Origin of the sequence: Sphingobium limneticum (assembly GCF_008710165.1) — a bacterium.
Lineage (GTDB): Bacteria > Pseudomonadota > Alphaproteobacteria > Sphingomonadales > Sphingomonadaceae > Sphingobium > Sphingobium limneticum.
Map to the genome: position 1 here is coordinate 12,642 of NZ_VYQA01000008.1, position 15,761 is coordinate 28,402.

Below are 15,761 nucleotides of genomic sequence, written 5' to 3' on the forward strand. Positions count from 1 at the left end.
ACATGATTGATCTTCCCGGCGACCTTTCCAGCGAGATTGCGCGCCACGCTGCCGACCTGCTGGCCCAGGGCTATTGCATCATCCCCGACGCGCTGCCGTCGGCAACCATCGCCGCGCTCGACGCCGACCTGGCCGGTGATTTCATCCGCACGCCCTTTGGCCAGGGCGGGTTCTATGGCACGACGACCAAGCGCTTCGGTCGGCTCCTGATCCGCTCGGGCCATGCCGCGGCGCTGGTCCAGCAGCGGCTCGTGCTCGGTGTCGTCGAGACGATATTGTCACCCTGGTGCGATCGCATCCAGCTCAACACGACCCAGGCGATCGCGGTGCATCCCGGCGCGCCGGCGCAGCTTCCCCACCGTGACCAGGACATGTGGCGCGGCCCGGTCGGCGAGATCGAATATCTCGTCAACGTGATGTGGCCGCTCAGCACCTTCACGCCGGACAATGGCGCCACCCTGGTCTGGCCGCGCAGCCATGGCGGACACGCACTCGACCCCGAACCCGAAGAAGCGCCCTTCGCGGCCGCGATCGCACCCGGTGCGGCGCTGATCATGCTCGGCTCGACCCTGCACGGTGCGGGCGCCAACGTCACCGGCGCGGTGCGACGCGGCGTCGTGGTCGGCTATGCGCTCGGCTGGCTCAAGCCCTACGAGAATCCGTGGCTGGCCTATCCACCCCAGGTCGCGCGAAGCTTTGCGCCGGATCTCGCGGCCCTGGTCGGCTACCAGCAACATCGCCCTAATCTTGGCAATTTCGAAGGCCAGTGTCCCTCCATTCTGCTGGGCGACCATGCCGATGCGCCATTGGGCGCGATCGACGCGCTGCGGCCTGACCAGCAGGCGCTGGTCGACGCCTATGTGGCCGCCCAAGGGTCGGCGTCATGAATTCCGGTCCTACCGCCGAACGCGTGCATGAGACACTGCGAAAACGGATCATGACCCGTGCATACCGGCCAGGCGACCGCCTTGATCCGGCGGTCCTCGCTGCGCCGCTCGCCTCGAGCGTCACGCCGGTGCGCGACGCGCTGCATCTCCTGACGGGGGAAGGGCTGGTCGAAACGCGGACGAGCGGTGGCTTCCATATCCCCGCGCTCGACGAACCGGCGCTCAAGGATCTGTACGACTGGTCGGCCGAGTTGCTGGCCCTGGCGATCCACGCATGGCCCCGCGCCGGGGCGCCCGCCCCGATGCCGGTCGTGCCGGCGGATCAACCGATCGCGGATCGCGCAGGCGCGATTTTCCTGGCGGTCGCGCGGCGGTCGGCCAATAGTGAGCATCCCCGTGCCGTCGATCGCCTCAACGCGCGCCTTCATGCTACCCGATCGGTCGAGCCCCATGTGCTCGAAGGGGTGGAAGAGGAACTGGCGGCGATCGGTCTTGCCGCGGCCAATGGGGAAAGCGATCGCCTGCGTCGGCTGACCACGGCCTACCACCGCCGCCGTCGCCGGGCCGCCGCCGCGATCGTGCGGGCGGTCTACCGGTTCGATTGAGCAGGCCGTTTGCGCGCATGGGCGAAACAATATCCATATAGAATCGGTATAAAGTTCGGATAGATCGCCGCGCTTCCTAAGCTGCCATGGCTGCAATTCGCAGCATGACAGAAGGAGTGCATCATGGAACGCGAAGACAATGTGATCGACCTCGGCACCGCCAGCATCGAGACCAAGGGGCCGGGCGGCAACGCCGGCGACGTCGGTCTCAACCAGATCCTGACCGGCCTGACCGAGGATTGATGCGGTGGCGCGCGGCTTGCGCCGCGCGCCATTGTGTCGCCGATATCCGATGGCTGGCTATAGATTGCGCGACGGCTTGAGCTTCTGCAGGATTGGTGAACGATCGCTGTTCCTCGACCTCGTCGCAGACCGCTATTTTGGCCTCAGCGCGCCTCTCGACAGGGCGTTTTTCGCCCTTTGCGAGACCGAGGCCATTGATCCTGCGCTGGCCAGCACGCTGGTCGAGATGGGCATCATCATTGCCAGCCACGACGCCCCATCGCCAAGCCCCTGCGCGGCCCGATCCTGGACAGCGACAGGGAAATCCGACCCAGACGCCCGCCCATCGATCGCCAGCATAGCCATGGCGCTGGCCAGGCGGGCCTCATGGTCGCGGCGCGTCAGGCGCCGCCCGCTCGCGCAGAATGTCCAATATCTCAAACGCCAGAAGCACAAAGACGCAAGGACAGGATCCCCGCCACCCGCCGCGATCGCCCGGATAGAAGGGGCCTATCGCCGCGCCGCGCTCATCGTCCCCACGCGCGATCGGTGCCTGGCGACGTCGATGGCGCTCATGTCCGCCCTCATGGCGCAAGGCGCGCGCGCCGACCTCGTCCTCGGGGTCAAGCTCGATCCGTTTCAAGCGCATTGCTGGGTCGAACTGGACGGTGCGGTCATTGGCGACGAGCCCGATCTCCTCCGGCCGTTCACGCCCATCCTGGTGGTGTGATGGAAGGCTATCTCATCATCGCGAGCACCGGCGGAGCGCATTCTCCGATCGCGCCATGGGTCCGATCGGCCATCGCCGATCGATCGGACCTCACGATCGTCCTCGATGAGATCGGCCTCATGATCGTGACGACGGCAGGCCTGCCGGTGGGTTGGCTGCAGGGCGGGCGCGGACTGATCCTGGGATCGATTTTCCCGGCCGCAAAGAGCGTGCCGGTGAACGTCGCGACCGAGGCCGCAGGGCCCCTGTCAGGGCAGATCGAACCCCATGCCTTCATGCGGTCCTATTGGGGTAATTATATCGCGATCCTGCGGGATGGGCCGACCGCGCTGGAAATCATGCGGGCACCGTTCGGGCAATTGCCCTGCCTCCATGCCAGCCATGGGGACATGCTGCTGGTCGCGTCCGACCTCGCCCTGCTGGATGCCGCGGGCTGGCGGTCGGCCGGGTTCAACTGGGACGCGATCGCACACCGGCTCGCCTATCAGAATATGCCGTCGCCGACGACCTGCCTTGTGGGCGTCTCGGAAGTGCAAGGCGGCGTCTGTCTTGGGATCAACGATGGCTGGATTACCATCGCACAGGCCTGGACGCCATGGGATCATGCCGGCCGACGGCATTGGGTCGGCAATCGCGAGCAGGGCATGGCCATGCTCCGCCAGGCCGTGACGACGGCCATCCGTGCGCCGATCGCCACCGCCGATCGCATGCTGCTGATGCTGTCTGGCGGTCTCGATTCATCGGTGCTGGCTGCGGCGCTGGCCAGCCAGGGCGGTGCCTATAGCTGCTTCAATCTCTCCAGCCATGGCGGTGTCGGTGACGAGCGGCGCTATGCGCGTGCGGTGGCCCGCCATCTGGGCGCTCCCGTCATCGAGGCCGAATGGGATGTCGATCTTGTCGATATCACCCGCTCGCACGCGGCTGGACGACCAAATCCCGTGGCCCGCAGTTTCATGCAAGGCACCAATGCGCTGCTCGCCGATGCGATCTGCGGGGCTGGCGCCGATCTGTTGATCGATGGCGGCGGGGGCGACAATATATTCTGTGCGCTCCAGTCGGCAGCGCCCGTCACGGACGCATTCGTGCGCGGCCGCAGCCTGCGCGCAACATGGTCGACGGCACAATCGATCGCCGCGCTGGCACAGGTCGGTGCGCCGACCGTGCTGGCGCACGCGGCGAGGCGGGCCTTTCGCCGTTCGCCTGCCTATCGCTGGCATCCCGACACCCAATATCTCGCCCCGGCGCTGCCCGGCGAATGCGCTATCATGCCCGGACATCCCTGGCTGCTCGCGCCGAAAGGTGCCGAGACAGGCACTGCGGCGCATATCGCGCTGATCGTGGCCGCGCAGGCCTGGGCCGAGGCCAGTGATCTGCCCGGTCTCGTGCGTCGTGCCTCTCCGCTTGCCTCGCAGCCCGTCGTGGAAGCCTGCCTTCGCATACCAAGCTGGTGGTGGTTCGGCGACGGGCGCAATCGCGTGATCGCGCGTGACGCCTATGCCGATCGACTGCCTGCCGACATCGTGCAGCGCCGATCGAAGGGGTCGCCTGACGGCTATATTGCCGCCTTATATGCCGCAAATCGCACCACCATTCGGGCGATGCTGCTCGACGGTCGGCTGCGCGGCGCGGGCCTGCTCGATGCGCCGCAGCTCGAGCGCGCCCTTGACGAAAGCGCGCTCGTTCGCGGGACCGACTATCACAGGATCATGCGTCTCGCCGATGTCGAGGCCTGGATCGCAAGCCGCACCTAATCGTCCCTGGCCTTGCGATGCTGCTTACGAAGGGATCGCCATAGCGCATATTGGTCGGCCTTGCGCGGATCGGGATCGATCCTGTCGTTGAGCCAATAGTCGAACCAGTCGAGATTGCGGTCGTAGATGGCGAGCCGGTGCGCAGGCTGCCATTTATTGTGATATTCGTCGGGAAAGACATACATGTCGACCGGCTTGCCCTGCTCGCGCAGCGCGGCATAGACGTCGATCGCCGTCAGATATTCGCGATCGGCCAATTGCATGAGCAGCGGCGTATCGATCGAGGCTGCATTCTGGATCAGCGACCCCGGTGCCCAGAATTGGCGGTCGTCGGCCGTGGCGGCGGGCCATCCCTGTTTGCGCATCGTGCGGGCGAAGGCCGGTCCGAAGGTCGCGTTGACCATCCAGGGTTCGAGGCAGCAGGTGCTCACGGCTGCGGCGGCAAAGCGTCGGCTGTTGATCAGCGCAAAGCCCACCGTGCTCGATCCATCGCTGAGGCCCGTGATACCGATGCGATCGGGATCGGCGACGCCCATGTCGATGACGCGTTGCATACCGACCAGCACGGCGGAATGCAGGCTGCGGCGCTCGGCCCAGTTCGCCGCGTTGACGGTGTTCAGCCTGTCCGCATCGATGACCGTCGCATCCGCTTCCGCGACGAAGGGCGGGCGATGGAGGCTCAGCACGGCAAAGCCGCGCGCCGCGAAGGCATGGATCGGATATTCATTGCCCGTCGCACCGCGCAGGAAGCCGCTGCTCCAATAGGTGGTGATGATGAGCGGCAGCCTTGTGCCGGGCTTATGGTCCGGCGGCAGGACCAGGTCGCCGCGCACCTTGAGGCCGCGATCGTTGCGCCAGTAGAGACGTTCGACATCGCCGAAACGGATCGCCGAAAATTCAGGATTGGGATCATAGAGGCTTTCCGTCCGCCCGGTCTGCGGGTCGATCCGCACGATGTGGCGCGGGACGGTCGCGCTTTCGCGCAGGCAGACGAGCTGCGCGTGCGCCACGACGCATCCGTCGATCACCCCGCTCGTCCGCAGGACGGCGCGCGGCTGTCGTGACCCGGGCTGCCAGCGATACAGAACCAGGTCGCCGAGATCCCAGCCTTCGCGCCGCATGAAGAGCAGCGGGCCACCCTTGGGCATCCACCACAGACCGGTATATTTGCCGCGGCAGGCACCGGCGGTGCAGGCGATCGGCTGACCGGACGCCATGTTGGCCTGGAGCACGAGCGGGCTGAGCAGATTATCCGTGCTGTGCGCCGTCCAGGCGCGACGGCCATCGTCGGCGCGCGCGGCGGGCAGTGGCGCGGGGTCGTTCAGGGCATCGGGGGGTAGCAGCGTGCGTTCTTCGCCAGCGACCGGTCGTATGGCAAGGCTGGCAATATCGACCGCATAGGCGGACAAGGGCGTCGTGGCGACTGGCAGCGGCACGCTACTCATCGCCGGCACGAAGCGGTCGCCATAAGGATAGCCCGTCAATGCCAGGGCGGCGTCTGCGGCGCGTTCGGCCACCTGTCCGGTCCGGCTCGAAAACAGGACGGCGCTGCCGTCGGCCCGCCAGACTAACTGTTCGACATCGACCGGGGAATCCGAGAGCTGGCGCGCCATGCCGCCCTCCGCCCGTGCCATCCAGAGCTGGGTGACGCCGCGATCCCGGCGCAGATAGGCGATCCATCGGCCGTCCGGCGACCAGGCCGGCGTCACCGTCGCAACATAGCCGGTCGGCGTGATCAGCCCGCGCACATTGCCCGACGCGAGGATCATCTCCCCGCCCTGGTCGATGAGGTGCGGGCGACTGCCGGAACGTAGGTCCATCACCGCCAGCCCGACGCAATAGGCGTTTGCCTTAGGATCGGCCCGGCTGATGACGAAGGCGACGCGTGCCTGGTCCGGGGAGATGGCAAGCGGGCTCATGCCCCCCAGCAGTGCGCCGTCGGGACGGCCGATATCGCGCAGGCGCGCGAGATCGGTCGGTACGATCGACCGTTGCAGTCGTGCCTGTGGCAATGCGCGCGGTAACAGATCGGCGCAGTGCGCCCAAGCCTGGGTCGGCAGGAGGAGCGTCATCGCCAGGACCCAGCGCAGGCCGATCCTCAAGAGCGTCTCCCTCACCATTTCTTCACCATCTCGAAAGCCACGAACCGACCCACGGGCGAATAATTGGTCGAGTCATAGGGCGTGTCGTAGAACAGGCTGGTCGCAATCACCGCGGGAGCCTCGTTGGTCAGATTCTGGACCGACAGCCCCAGTTCTAGGCCGTCCAGCGGACCGCGTCCGCCATCGATCCGGTAGCGAAGGCTGACATCTGCCGTCGTCATGCCATGGACGCGTCCCGCAGAGGCTGTCCGCCGATCGTCGACACCGCCGATATGGCTGATCGTCAGCGCCAGGCCGAGACCGCCCTTGTCCCAACTCGCGGTTCCCCGCCCGCGCCAGTGTGGCGGATTGAACAGGGTGCCCGCCAGTTGCCGGACCGGTTGGGTCGCCGAGATCTGTTGCTTGCTGTCGAGATAGGTCGCGCTGGCCGATAGGCTCAATCGTCCGTCTGCCAGCGTCGTCTGGTAGCGGCCCTGCACGTCGATCCCGCGGATGCTTTGCCGGCCGGCATTGACGTTGCTGTTGTCGATCACCGCCACGACCGTCGTCGGATCATAGGCCGACGGCGTCGCGTTGATGAACTCGTTGGCACCGGCCACCAGCGCGGCCAGTTGCGCGGGTGTGGGAGAAAGCGTGACCTGTCCGCCATTTGCCGGATCGCCCAGCGCCTGCGACGCGATCGGTATCGGCGTCACGATCCTGTTTACATAGCGCGTCGAGAAATAGCTGAATTCCAGCGAAGCACCCGGCCAGGCGGGCGGATGCAGCGCGAGGGTCGTGGACCAGCTGCGCGCCCGCTCGGGTTTCAAATCGCTGTTGCCACCCGTCAGGTATAGCGCCGTCGCACCCGTGGGATAGCCAGTGCCGCCGAACGTCGTGACCGGATAGAGCAGCGCCTGCTGGATCGAATGGAGCTGGATGAAGCTCGGCGCGCGGAACGACCGCCCCCAGCTCGCCTTGACATCGACGAAGTCGGCAGGTGCATAGGTCAGGCCGAGCTTGGGCGTGACGATCTCACCGATCTGCCGATAGCGTTCGTAGCGCAACGCCCCACTCAGGTTGAGCCTGTGGACGAGCGGAATGTCGAGGTCGGGACCGATGACGGGAAGGTTGACCTCGGCAAAAGCGTAGCGGCTGTCCTGCGATGGCCGGGCGTTGTTGATATTGCCCGCGCCACGGAATATCTCGAAATCATTGGCCCGGATGCCGGCGCCGATCGCGAGCTTCGCCTCGCCGCCCGGCAGCAGGAACAGCGGGCCGTCGCCGGCGACTTCGCCCGTGACGGTCTGGTTGTCGTAGCGCCCGAAAGCCATGCTCGCGAACTGGTCGTTTCTGAACGTGTCACCCTGAAAATGGGTGCGACCCTTGCCGAAGGTGCCGGACAGGCTGAGCTGCCACGGTCCGAGCGACAGACGCGCGGCGCTGGCCAGGGCAAGCGTGTAGGAATCGAACGTCTGTCGCGTTCGGCTGATCGCAAGATCGCCTGCCGCATTGAGCGGATAGGTGAATGCGCCGGTGCGGCTATTGTAGAGCGCATCGGCTTCGATCGTGAGATTGCCGGTTATATCCTGATGAGCGCTGGCGACGATCGCATGGCGTCGGCTCGCGGGGAGGATGGTGACGTTGGGTCGCACGCGGGCATAGTCGCGCTGGTTCGTCATGAGATCGCTGTTGCGGTTATATTCGTAGGTGATGAACCCGCCGCCGCCCTGCCATCGACTGCCGGCCAGAACCGAATAGCGTTGCTCGAAACCGCCGCCCTCGGTAGCGCCGCCGATGCGCGCGCGGGTCTGCAATCCGTCATGATCGCGCTTGAGAATGACGTTGACGACGCCGCCGACCGCATCCGAGCCATAAATGGCCGAAGCACCGTCTGCGACGATCTCGATCCTGTCGACCGCAGCCAGCGGGATGGCGGAAATGTCCACGCCCTGGCGCGCCGAATCATAAGGCACGCGTCGCCCGTTGAGGATCGTGAGCGTCGCGTCACTGCCAAGACCGCGCAGGTTGACCGAGGATCCGCCACCGACATTGCCGCCCGTGCTGGACGGTACGTTGAAGCCGACGCCGGGATTTTGTCCGCCACCGAAACTTTGCGGCAGGCTGCGGGCCACGTCGCCGAGATCGGCCAATCCGGTGTCCCGGATGGTCTGTTCGCTCAGGATCGTCACGGGTGACGCGATCGGCGCGCCGCGAATCCGGCTGCCGGTGACGACGATACCCGCTCCGTCGCTATTGCCCTGCCGGTCGCCAGTCGCGCGCGACGGCCGGACGACGAAACTCTCGTCCACGCGGTCGAAGGTCAGCCCCGAACCGTCGAGAAGGCGGCGCAGCGCGTCCTCGATGCCATAGGCACCCTGGAGCGACGGCGCCTGCCTGTCCCCGATCAGCGTCGCATCCGCGAGGACCGTCCTGCGGGACAGCAGCGCCAGCGCCTGGAGTGAACGCCCGAGCGGCTGCGCGGGAAGGTCGACGCCGATCCGCTGGGCTGGTTGCGCCTGGGCCGTCGTGGCGCTGGCGACCAAGGCTACCCCAGCAAGGCGATGAAGCCCGTTCTTCCCAGATATAAACATTGTCTTTGGTCTCCCCTGAACCGCCGAAGGGGCGGGTTGGGCGGGAGACGATGAGGGCGGAAAACACCCGCCAACTATTTTAGGGGAGGGTGGAAGTTCGTGCGCGTCTCGACTGCAGCAGGAGAATATCCGGATGCGATTTATCGACGGTCAAGCCGAACATGGTCGCGACCGCACGGGCGAATTGCTGCGGATCCCGCGCCTGGAAGGCACCCGTGACGGCAAGGCTGGCAAGGTGCGGCTCGGCCAGTCGCACCTGCGTTCGATTATAGCGGTTGATGGCGGCCACCGCACTGCCAAGCGGCGTTTTTTCAAGCGCCAACATGCCCGATACCCATCGCGCATCCGCCAAGGAAAGCGGGCGAGGCCCGGCAGGCTGGCCCAGCGCGGCCTGCTCGCCGCCAACGAGCCGCTGCGGGCTGCCCTTGCCATCAGGAGCGGTGCTGAGAAGCGCGACCTCTCCCTCGATCAAGGCCACCAGGGGCTGCGGCCCGACGACGCTGACGTCGAAGAGCGTGTGTCGCGCGACAATCTCGCCGCCTGAAACCGCAACGGTGAAGGGCCGATCGTCCTTCGCCACCGAAAAACGCGCCCGCCCCTGCTTAAGGTCGAGCCGCCGGGACGCACGGCTGAAACGAACGTGCACGACGGTCGACGTATCGAGCGTGAGGTTCGACCCGTCCGCGAGACGCACGCTTCGAATTTCACCGACGGCTGTCTGGTAGGTCGCCGCCTCGGCCGGAGCGACAAAACCGAAGGGTCCTGCGTGCCGGACAATCCCGACAGTCCCTAATCCCAGGAGGGCAGCAAGGCTCAGGCTGACAGCACCGACATGCGTGCTTCGGCGCATCAGGAACGGTGCGCGGACGAGCTTGCGGGTTCGACCGACAGCACTGTCGGCAAGCTGCGCGCTGTCGCGCCAATCGCGGGCCACCTGTCCATAGGCGATGCGGTGTCGAGGATCGGCGTCCAGCCAGGCAGCAAAGGCCTGTTCCACCGCAGCATCGGCACCGGCCTGCCGACGCACCAGCCACGCGCCAGCCGCGTCATGCACGCCGGGTGGAATCGAGGCCCGTTCAGGATCAGTCATCGTGGCGCAGATGTCGCCCGAGTTGCTTGATCGCCCGGCTCATTTGTTTCTCGACACCCCTTATGCTCAGCCCGGTCTGCTCGGCTATCTCTGCATAACTATAGCCGTCGAGACGACATGCGAGGAAAATCTGTCGCCGAAGAGGCTTGAGCCGAAGGACGGCCTGCTCGATCCGCGCGAGCCGGTCACGGGCCTCCAGGGCCGCGACCGGGTCGGCATCAGGCAAAGCCACGTCCTCGATCGCAACATGCAGGTGCGCGCTGTTGCGTCCGGCCGTCCTGGCATCGTCGCGGACGAGATTGCGCGCCGCCTGGCGCAAATAGGTTGCAGGCGATAGGATCGCAGCCGTCTGCTCCGCCGTCTTCCCGGCCATGCGGGCGAAGACCTGCTGGACGATATCTTCGGCACGGTCGTCGGATGCGCGCCGCGATAGAAATCGAAGCAATCCTGGCCGTTCGGCGCGGTAGAGATCGCCGAGCACGTCCTTCGGCGCTTCCAGCCGGTCATGGCCAGGCGGAAGCGGATCGCGTTCATCAAGGGGCAGGCGCGCAGCGCCTAAAGCGGTCGGCATCTCGACCGAAAACCCTTTGGGCTGCTCGCTTCACGCACCATCGACAACGTCTCCATGCGACTGGCGAGGCGTTGCCGACAAAAGCCGGGTGTAGAGAACATGCTTGAGACATGCGCCGACGCCTTTGGCCGCAAGCGGCTTGGACATGCGCGTCGGCCACCCGGCCGCGTCGATGGCGGGTCAAATCGTCTTCCCAAGCGAGGTTCTCAAGCCTCGGCGCCGCTTTCGCAGCGCGCAACCAGACTAACATTCTGATTCACAGAAGCAATACCGCAGGGAAGATTGCAGTTGGGCTTGCCTATCGACTTGAAAGGGCGAACGTCATCTTCGCCTATTTTTCATGGCGCTTTGCCGTGACAGTGGTCGCGATCATTCGGCACGGCCCTCCATCGAACGACGTACAATTCATCGTCGATCTCGTGCGCATCATGGAGGCGTTGCGAACCCAACCGGAGAAGGCACATGTCCGACCGTCAGGAAGGCGGCCGGACATGTCTGCGTCAGGCAGCGATCAGATTTACGACGCTGGGCTTCGCCGCTGGCAGGCCGGAGGTCTTGGCGAGCGCAAGCAACTCTTCCTTGCGCGCCATCATCTGGTCGCGCAGGGCGACGAGATCGACGTCCGTCTTGCGACATTGCGCGAACATGCCCTCCGACGGCATTTCCTCCTCATGGACATGATGCTTGATCTCCTCGGACAGCACCTTGACCTTGGCAGCGTAGAAATCATCCTCCGCTGACCCCGCTTCGATATCGTTGATCAGCACTTTGGCGCCATCATGCTCGACATAGGCCTCGTCCAGCGTGTCGTCCTCGATTTTCCCGCGAAACGCCGGATAAAAAATTTCCTCTTCGATCGACGTATGAATCTTGAGTTCGGTACAGATTTGGTGCGCGATCTGCTGCTTCTTCGTTGCCGCCTTCGTCGCCTCGAACTGATCGAACAGCTCTTCGACCTTGCGATGGTCAGCTTTCAGCAATGCGATCGCGTCGGTGAATGTATCGGTCGCCATAACGTCCTCCTGTTGCTCCGCTCCTGACAAAAAAATCGAGCACCCGCTCGTTGTTCCAAGCGAACGACTCGCAACAAACATCCGGCCATCTAGCGCCTAATGCCGAGGTCTCACTCATGTCCCACATCATGGGCGTGCGGCTTTGCGTGGCCGTGGGTCCGAAGATAGCGATCATCGATTGTGGCGATCAGCCGTTCGGCCTCCGCACCGCCGACAAGCTTCATCAACTCATCCACCTTCGCTTCGAGTCGGTCGTCATTTTCCTTGGACGCCGGTGAGCCGATATAAAGGAAATACGCCAGACCCACGACCTGCCAGATGAGCTGCAGAAATTCGGACTGCCAGTTTTCAAAAGTATCCCGGCCCATCTCGACGAGATAGCTGCTGACCTGCGCGACCTGATGATGCTCACGCGCTTCATCGACAAACGCATACCAACCGAAAATCCAGTGCCCGGCAATCGACACAAGAAAGAAAAGGGCGGTAATCCAGCCATAGGCATATTTCTCCATGAACGTTCTCCTCTTCATCACCCTCGAGAAACGGCCATGAAGAACAACGCTCAGCGACAGATGTCGTTCTCGTATCGCCCCGACGATGGAAACGACCAAAGTGGCATATCGTCAGTCGCCATGGCTGAAATGGGCAGAGCCACCGGCGCACCCTCCGGCCCGAAAAATATCATGACTGCATCCCGCCTCATAGGCTGGCGAGCTGCACGGCGGCGACTGCCTGCTGCGCGCCCTCAAGCCTGCGGCATTGCCATGCTCGGCGACGTCCTGAGCCCATATATGGGCGGTCATGGCTCGTTTCCCTGCCTATTCGACCTTTGCTGACCCAGGCTGGGCCATCTTGCGGTGCTGCTCGGCAAGAACCCCCGCCGGCGTCACATGGGCCACCGCCGCCTGGATCTTGTTCTTCCACCCCGAGACAATGTGCGCATGACCGGCCATCAACGCATCCCAACCGTCCTTGGCGACGTCCCTGGGATCGCTTTTGCTTTCCGACGCGCCCACGCTGGTGTCGAGCATATCTCCTCGCGCAAAAAACTCCGTTTCGACCGGGCCTGGCATAAGCGTCGTGACCGTCACGCCTTTGCTCTCCTTGATCTCGTTGCGGATTGCATCGGCAAAACTGTCAATGAATGCCTTGGTACCGTTGTAAACCGCCTGGAAACTACCCGGGATGAAGCCGGCGATCGAGCCGGTGATGAGAACCCTGCCGTCATCGCGGACGACCATCTGTTTCAGCACTTTCTGTAGCAGGTAGATTGTACCCGTGACGTTCGTATCGATCACCCGCCGCCAGTCCGCGACATCCTGATCGAGAAACCCGTGGCCCAAGCCGCGACCCGCATTGGCGCAGAGCAAATCGATCTGCCGACCGGCGGTCGCGGCAAGCAGTTGATCGACGCCTTGCAGAGTGGAAAGGTCCGCCTCGACCGATTGCACCTGCGTACCATATTGCTTGAAATCCTCGGCCGATGCCTCGATCAGCGGCTCGTCGGCCACAACCAGCAGATCATAGCCATCCTTGGCCGCCAGATGCGCGAGCTCGAAACCTATGCCGGTCGAAGCGCCGGTGATGAGCGCGAATTTGCTCATGATTGTTTCTCCTTACTTGGCCGGGAACGCCGCGAGATGGGCGATATGCTCCTTGACGACAGGTGCGATCTGCGCGGCCGCCTGCTTGAGCGCCGGCGTATCCCCGGCGCTGGCATAACCCTCGTGCAGGGCGAGCGCGGCATCATGTGCGATCTTCTGGTCCTTGATATAGACGGCATCGATCATATCGGCCGAGGCGGCCTTGATCTCGTCGAGCATCGTCTGCTGATCCGGAGCGAGGCTTGGCGGTGCCACGGTGAGCTTGGCTTCAGCCGCCGCGGCCTTGACCTTCGCTGTCGATTGCTGATGGGCCTTCACCATCATCTGCGCAAAGTCGCGCAGCTTGGCGTCCTTGCTCTTCTCGAGCAAGGCTTTGGACGATTCGATTTCAAACATGTCGCCGCCACCTGCCTTGGCAAGATATCCAGAGGCATCGGTCGGCGCGGCCACAGGGTCTGCCATGACGCCTTGATCGGCCATTTCTGACGCGCTGTTGGCGGAAATGGCATTCGCCCCGACCTGGTTATCGGATGTGTCGGAACCATTGCACCCGGCAAGAAGCAAAGCGCTTGCGGTGAAAAGGAAGAAAGAACGCATGAGCTAGTCTCCTATGGGATAAGGGTCAGGTCGCCTGCGTCAGGTCCATGCCCGGCTTCAGCACGATTTTCGTCACTTCGTTCTGCTTGTCGTGGAACAGCCTGTAGCCCTGCGCTGCCTGTTCAAGCGGCATGCGGTGCGAGATGAGAAAGGTCGTGTCGATCTTCTCCTCCATGATCGCATTGAGCAGCCCAGGCATATAATGCTGAACATGGGTCTGGCCGGTCTTGAGCGTCAGGCCCTTTTCCATGAAGGCACCCAAGGGGAATTTGTCGACGAAGCCACCATATACCGCCGGCATCGAGACACGCCCCCCTTTACGGCAGGCGAGGATCGCCTGGCGGATCGAATGGGTGCGGTCGGTGCCGAGGAAGGTCGAGACCTTGATCTGATCCCAGACATTATCGGCGAAAAATCCGTGCGCCTCCAGGCCGACGCTGTCGATGCAGGCATCCGGACCGATACCGCCGGTCATCTCCATCAATGCGTCATAGGTTTTGGTTTCCTCGAAGTTGATCGTCTCCGCGCCAAACTTTCGCGCCAGTTCGAGCCGGTGCGGGAAATGGTCGATGGCAATGACGCGCTCGGCACCCATCAGGAAAGCGGACTGCACTGCGAACAGTCCGACCGGGCCGCAGCCCCACACCGCCACGGTGTCGCCGGGTTCGATCTGCGCATTTTCCGCAGCCATCCAGCCGGTCGGCAAGATGTCGGAGAGGAACAACACCTTGTCGTCGTCGACCCCGTCGGGAACGACGATCGGTCCCACATCGGAAAAAGGCACGCGTACATATTCGGCCTGGCCGCCTGCATAGCCGCCGGTCATATGGCTGTAGCCGAACAGTCCCGACATGGGCTGGCCATAGGCGGCCTGCGCAATATCCTGATTGTCCGCTGGCAGGCCATTGTCGCATGCCGAATATTGATGCTTGCTGCAATGGAAGCAGCTGCCGCAGGCGATGGTGAAAGGCACCACAACGCGCTGGCCCTTTCGCAGTGTCGATTTGGGGCCGGTCTCGACAACTTCGCCCATGAATTCATGGCCAAGGATGTCGCCCGCCTTCATGGTCGGGATATAGCCGTCATAGAGATGAAGGTCGGAGCCGCAGATTGCGGTCGATGTGATCTTGATGATCGCGTCGCGCGGGTTGAGGATTTCGGGATCATCGACCGTGTCGACGCGCACGTCATGCTTCCCATGCCAGGTCAAAGCGCGCATCAGGCCTGCTCCTCTTCCAGCTGCTTGCGGGTCCAAGCCGCAGTCGCCACCTCGCCGGTCTCCATAAGCTGCTTGAAACGGCGCAGTTCCCGCCGCGCCTGAATGGCAGGTTCTCGCTGAAACATGGTAGCGATGACCTTGCCGATGATGCCGGCTGGCGGATCGTAAAGGATCGTCGCGCTGACCCAGGTGCCGCGCCCGCCGGGAGCATCGTGAAAATTGATGCGCCCGCTATTGGGAACATCCGCGCCGTCTTCCGAGGCCCAGGCGATGAATTCGTCCTGTTTCTCTCCGGTTATCGCAGCGATCCATTCGACCGTTTTTCCGGCCGGTGCCTTCACGACCCACCGGGACCGCCGATCATCGAGCTTCTCGACGGAAACGAGATTTTCCATGAAGCGTGGAAGGTTGGAGAAGTCGCGCCAAAAGGCGAAAAGCTCCGCGCGCGATCGGTTGATCGTGACCGTCTTGCCGATCAGCGCATCTCCCTTGTCCTCGACAAAGCTGGCTGTCGCGTCATCGACGGCATTACGCTGCTTTGAAGTGGTGATCGGCGCGTCATCTTCGCGCGGCGGGACAAGCGTGTCGCTCATGCGGCTCTCCTGGCTTACGATGGCAATAGACCGATCAACCCGGTTCTTGGCGGCTCGTTCCCATTTTGATTGTCCGTCACAGACGGAAAAACGCGGAAATTAACCTTGGTTAGTAGGAATTATTGTGGGCTTAAGGGCAAGGCCCGGTTTATGTGTCAATCGGCGAACACGAGCTTGGGAATATGCTTGGTCGGGCGCGCAGGA

General features: G+C 63.7%; 15 protein-coding genes. 5 read left to right on the forward strand and 10 right to left on the reverse strand.

Features of this window, described 5'->3' with window-relative positions; translation table 11 throughout:
* Positions 1-2 precede the first annotated feature (2 nt).
* From F4U95_RS11820 to F4U95_RS11840, 5 genes are all read left to right on the forward strand, one after another.
* Entirely contained in the window at positions 3-887 is an 885-nt protein-coding gene (locus F4U95_RS11820; RefSeq protein WP_150425945.1) for a phytanoyl-CoA dioxygenase family protein, read from the forward strand.
* On the forward strand, positions 884-1,492 hold the full coding sequence (locus F4U95_RS11825) for a GntR family transcriptional regulator (protein WP_150425828.1): 609 nt from the start codon (positions 884-886) through the stop codon (positions 1,490-1,492). Before F4U95_RS11820 ends, F4U95_RS11825 begins: the two co-directional genes overlap by 4 nt.
* A 123-nt stretch (positions 1,493-1,615) precedes the next feature.
* A complete protein-coding gene (locus F4U95_RS11830; protein WP_150425829.1) occupies positions 1,616-1,735 on the forward strand; it encodes a benenodin family lasso peptide in 120 nt (39 codons plus the stop codon).
* A 64-nt stretch (positions 1,736-1,799) separates the two neighbouring features.
* Complete coding sequence (locus F4U95_RS11835) at positions 1,800-2,444, forward strand: lasso peptide biosynthesis B2 protein (RefSeq protein ID WP_161600436.1); 645 nt, start codon at positions 1,800-1,802, stop codon at positions 2,442-2,444.
* Positions 2,444-4,195 (forward strand): asparagine synthase-related protein, encoded by a 1,752-nt coding sequence (locus tag F4U95_RS11840; protein WP_150425831.1) that lies wholly within the window; start codon positions 2,444-2,446, stop codon positions 4,193-4,195. Before F4U95_RS11835 ends, F4U95_RS11840 begins: the two co-directional genes overlap by 1 nt.
* Here F4U95_RS11840 and F4U95_RS11845 read toward each other — a convergent pair.
* The 10 genes from F4U95_RS11845 to F4U95_RS11890 all read right to left on the reverse strand — a co-directional run bounded on the left by F4U95_RS11845 (position 4,192) and on the right by F4U95_RS11890 (position 15,557).
* Complete coding sequence (locus F4U95_RS11845) at positions 4,192-6,297, reverse strand: Atxe2 family lasso peptide isopeptidase (RefSeq protein WP_246171580.1); 2,106 nt, start codon at positions 6,295-6,297, stop codon at positions 4,192-4,194. The two genes, F4U95_RS11840 and F4U95_RS11845, sit on opposite strands and share 4 nt — an antisense overlap.
* 11 nt (positions 6,298-6,308) lie before the next feature.
* Positions 6,309-8,822, reverse strand: coding sequence for a TonB-dependent receptor (locus tag F4U95_RS11850; RefSeq protein ID WP_246171581.1), 2,514 nt, complete (start codon positions 8,820-8,822; stop codon positions 6,309-6,311).
* Between the two features lie 127 nt (positions 8,823-8,949).
* Entirely contained in the window at positions 8,950-9,960 is a 1,011-nt protein-coding gene (locus F4U95_RS11855) for a FecR family protein (protein ID WP_150425833.1), read from the reverse strand.
* The gene (locus F4U95_RS11860; protein WP_246171582.1) at positions 9,953-10,441 is read right to left on the reverse strand and encodes an RNA polymerase sigma factor; all 489 of its coding nucleotides are present in this window, start codon (positions 10,439-10,441) and stop codon (positions 9,953-9,955) included. Before F4U95_RS11860 ends, F4U95_RS11855 begins: the two co-directional genes overlap by 8 nt.
* Positions 10,442-11,031: 590 nt before the next feature.
* Positions 11,032-11,544 (reverse strand): hemerythrin domain-containing protein, encoded by a 513-nt coding sequence (locus tag F4U95_RS11865; protein ID WP_150425835.1) that lies wholly within the window; start codon positions 11,542-11,544, stop codon positions 11,032-11,034.
* A gap of 110 nt (positions 11,545-11,654) precedes the next feature.
* Entirely contained in the window at positions 11,655-12,056 is a 402-nt protein-coding gene (locus F4U95_RS11870) for a DUF6766 family protein (RefSeq protein ID WP_150425836.1), read from the reverse strand.
* A gap of 306 nt (positions 12,057-12,362) precedes the next feature.
* A complete protein-coding gene (locus F4U95_RS11875) occupies positions 12,363-13,148 on the reverse strand; it encodes an SDR family NAD(P)-dependent oxidoreductase (RefSeq protein ID WP_211364033.1) in 786 nt (261 codons plus the stop codon).
* Positions 13,149-13,160: 12 nt separating this feature from the next.
* Positions 13,161-13,598 carry a DUF4142 domain-containing protein gene (locus F4U95_RS11880; RefSeq protein ID WP_161600437.1) on the reverse strand — a complete coding sequence of 146 codons (438 nt, stop codon included), beginning with the start codon at positions 13,596-13,598 and terminating at the stop codon, positions 13,161-13,163.
* Between the two features lie 172 nt (positions 13,599-13,770).
* Entirely contained in the window at positions 13,771-14,964 is a 1,194-nt protein-coding gene (locus F4U95_RS11885; RefSeq protein WP_150425839.1) for a zinc-dependent alcohol dehydrogenase, read from the reverse strand.
* Positions 14,964-15,557, reverse strand: a complete 594-nt coding sequence (locus F4U95_RS11890; protein ID WP_150425840.1) for an SRPBCC family protein — start codon at positions 15,555-15,557, stop codon at positions 14,964-14,966. Before F4U95_RS11890 ends, F4U95_RS11885 begins: the two co-directional genes overlap by 1 nt.
* Positions 15,558-15,761: the final 204 nt, after the last annotated feature.

Excerpts from the sequence above, each read along its gene's own strand:
- F4U95_RS11875 (WP_211364033.1), bottom strand. The coding sequence starts at position 13,148 with ATGAGCAAATTCGCGCTCATCACCGGCGCTTCGACCGGCATAGGTTTC.
- F4U95_RS11890 (WP_150425840.1), bottom strand. The coding sequence starts at position 15,557 with ATGAGCGACACGCTTGTCCCGCCGCGCGAAGATGACGCGCCGATCACC.
- F4U95_RS11820 (WP_150425945.1), top strand. The coding sequence starts at position 3 with ATGATTGATCTTCCCGGCGACCTTTCCAGCGAGATTGCGCGCCACGCT.
- F4U95_RS11840 (WP_150425831.1), top strand. The coding sequence starts at position 2,444 with ATGGAAGGCTATCTCATCATCGCGAGCACCGGCGGAGCGCATTCTCCG.
- F4U95_RS11855 (WP_150425833.1), bottom strand. The coding sequence starts at position 9,960 with ATGACTGATCCTGAACGGGCCTCGATTCCACCCGGCGTGCATGACGCG.
- F4U95_RS11825 (WP_150425828.1), top strand. The coding sequence starts at position 884 with ATGAATTCCGGTCCTACCGCCGAACGCGTGCATGAGACACTGCGAAAA.
- F4U95_RS11830 (WP_150425829.1), top strand. The coding sequence starts at position 1,616 with ATGGAACGCGAAGACAATGTGATCGACCTCGGCACCGCCAGCATCGAG.
- F4U95_RS11865 (WP_150425835.1), bottom strand. The coding sequence starts at position 11,544 with ATGGCGACCGATACATTCACCGACGCGATCGCATTGCTGAAAGCTGAC.
- F4U95_RS11885 (WP_150425839.1), bottom strand. The coding sequence starts at position 14,964 with ATGCGCGCTTTGACCTGGCATGGGAAGCATGACGTGCGCGTCGACACG.
- F4U95_RS11870 (WP_150425836.1), bottom strand. The coding sequence starts at position 12,056 with ATGGAGAAATATGCCTATGGCTGGATTACCGCCCTTTTCTTTCTTGTG.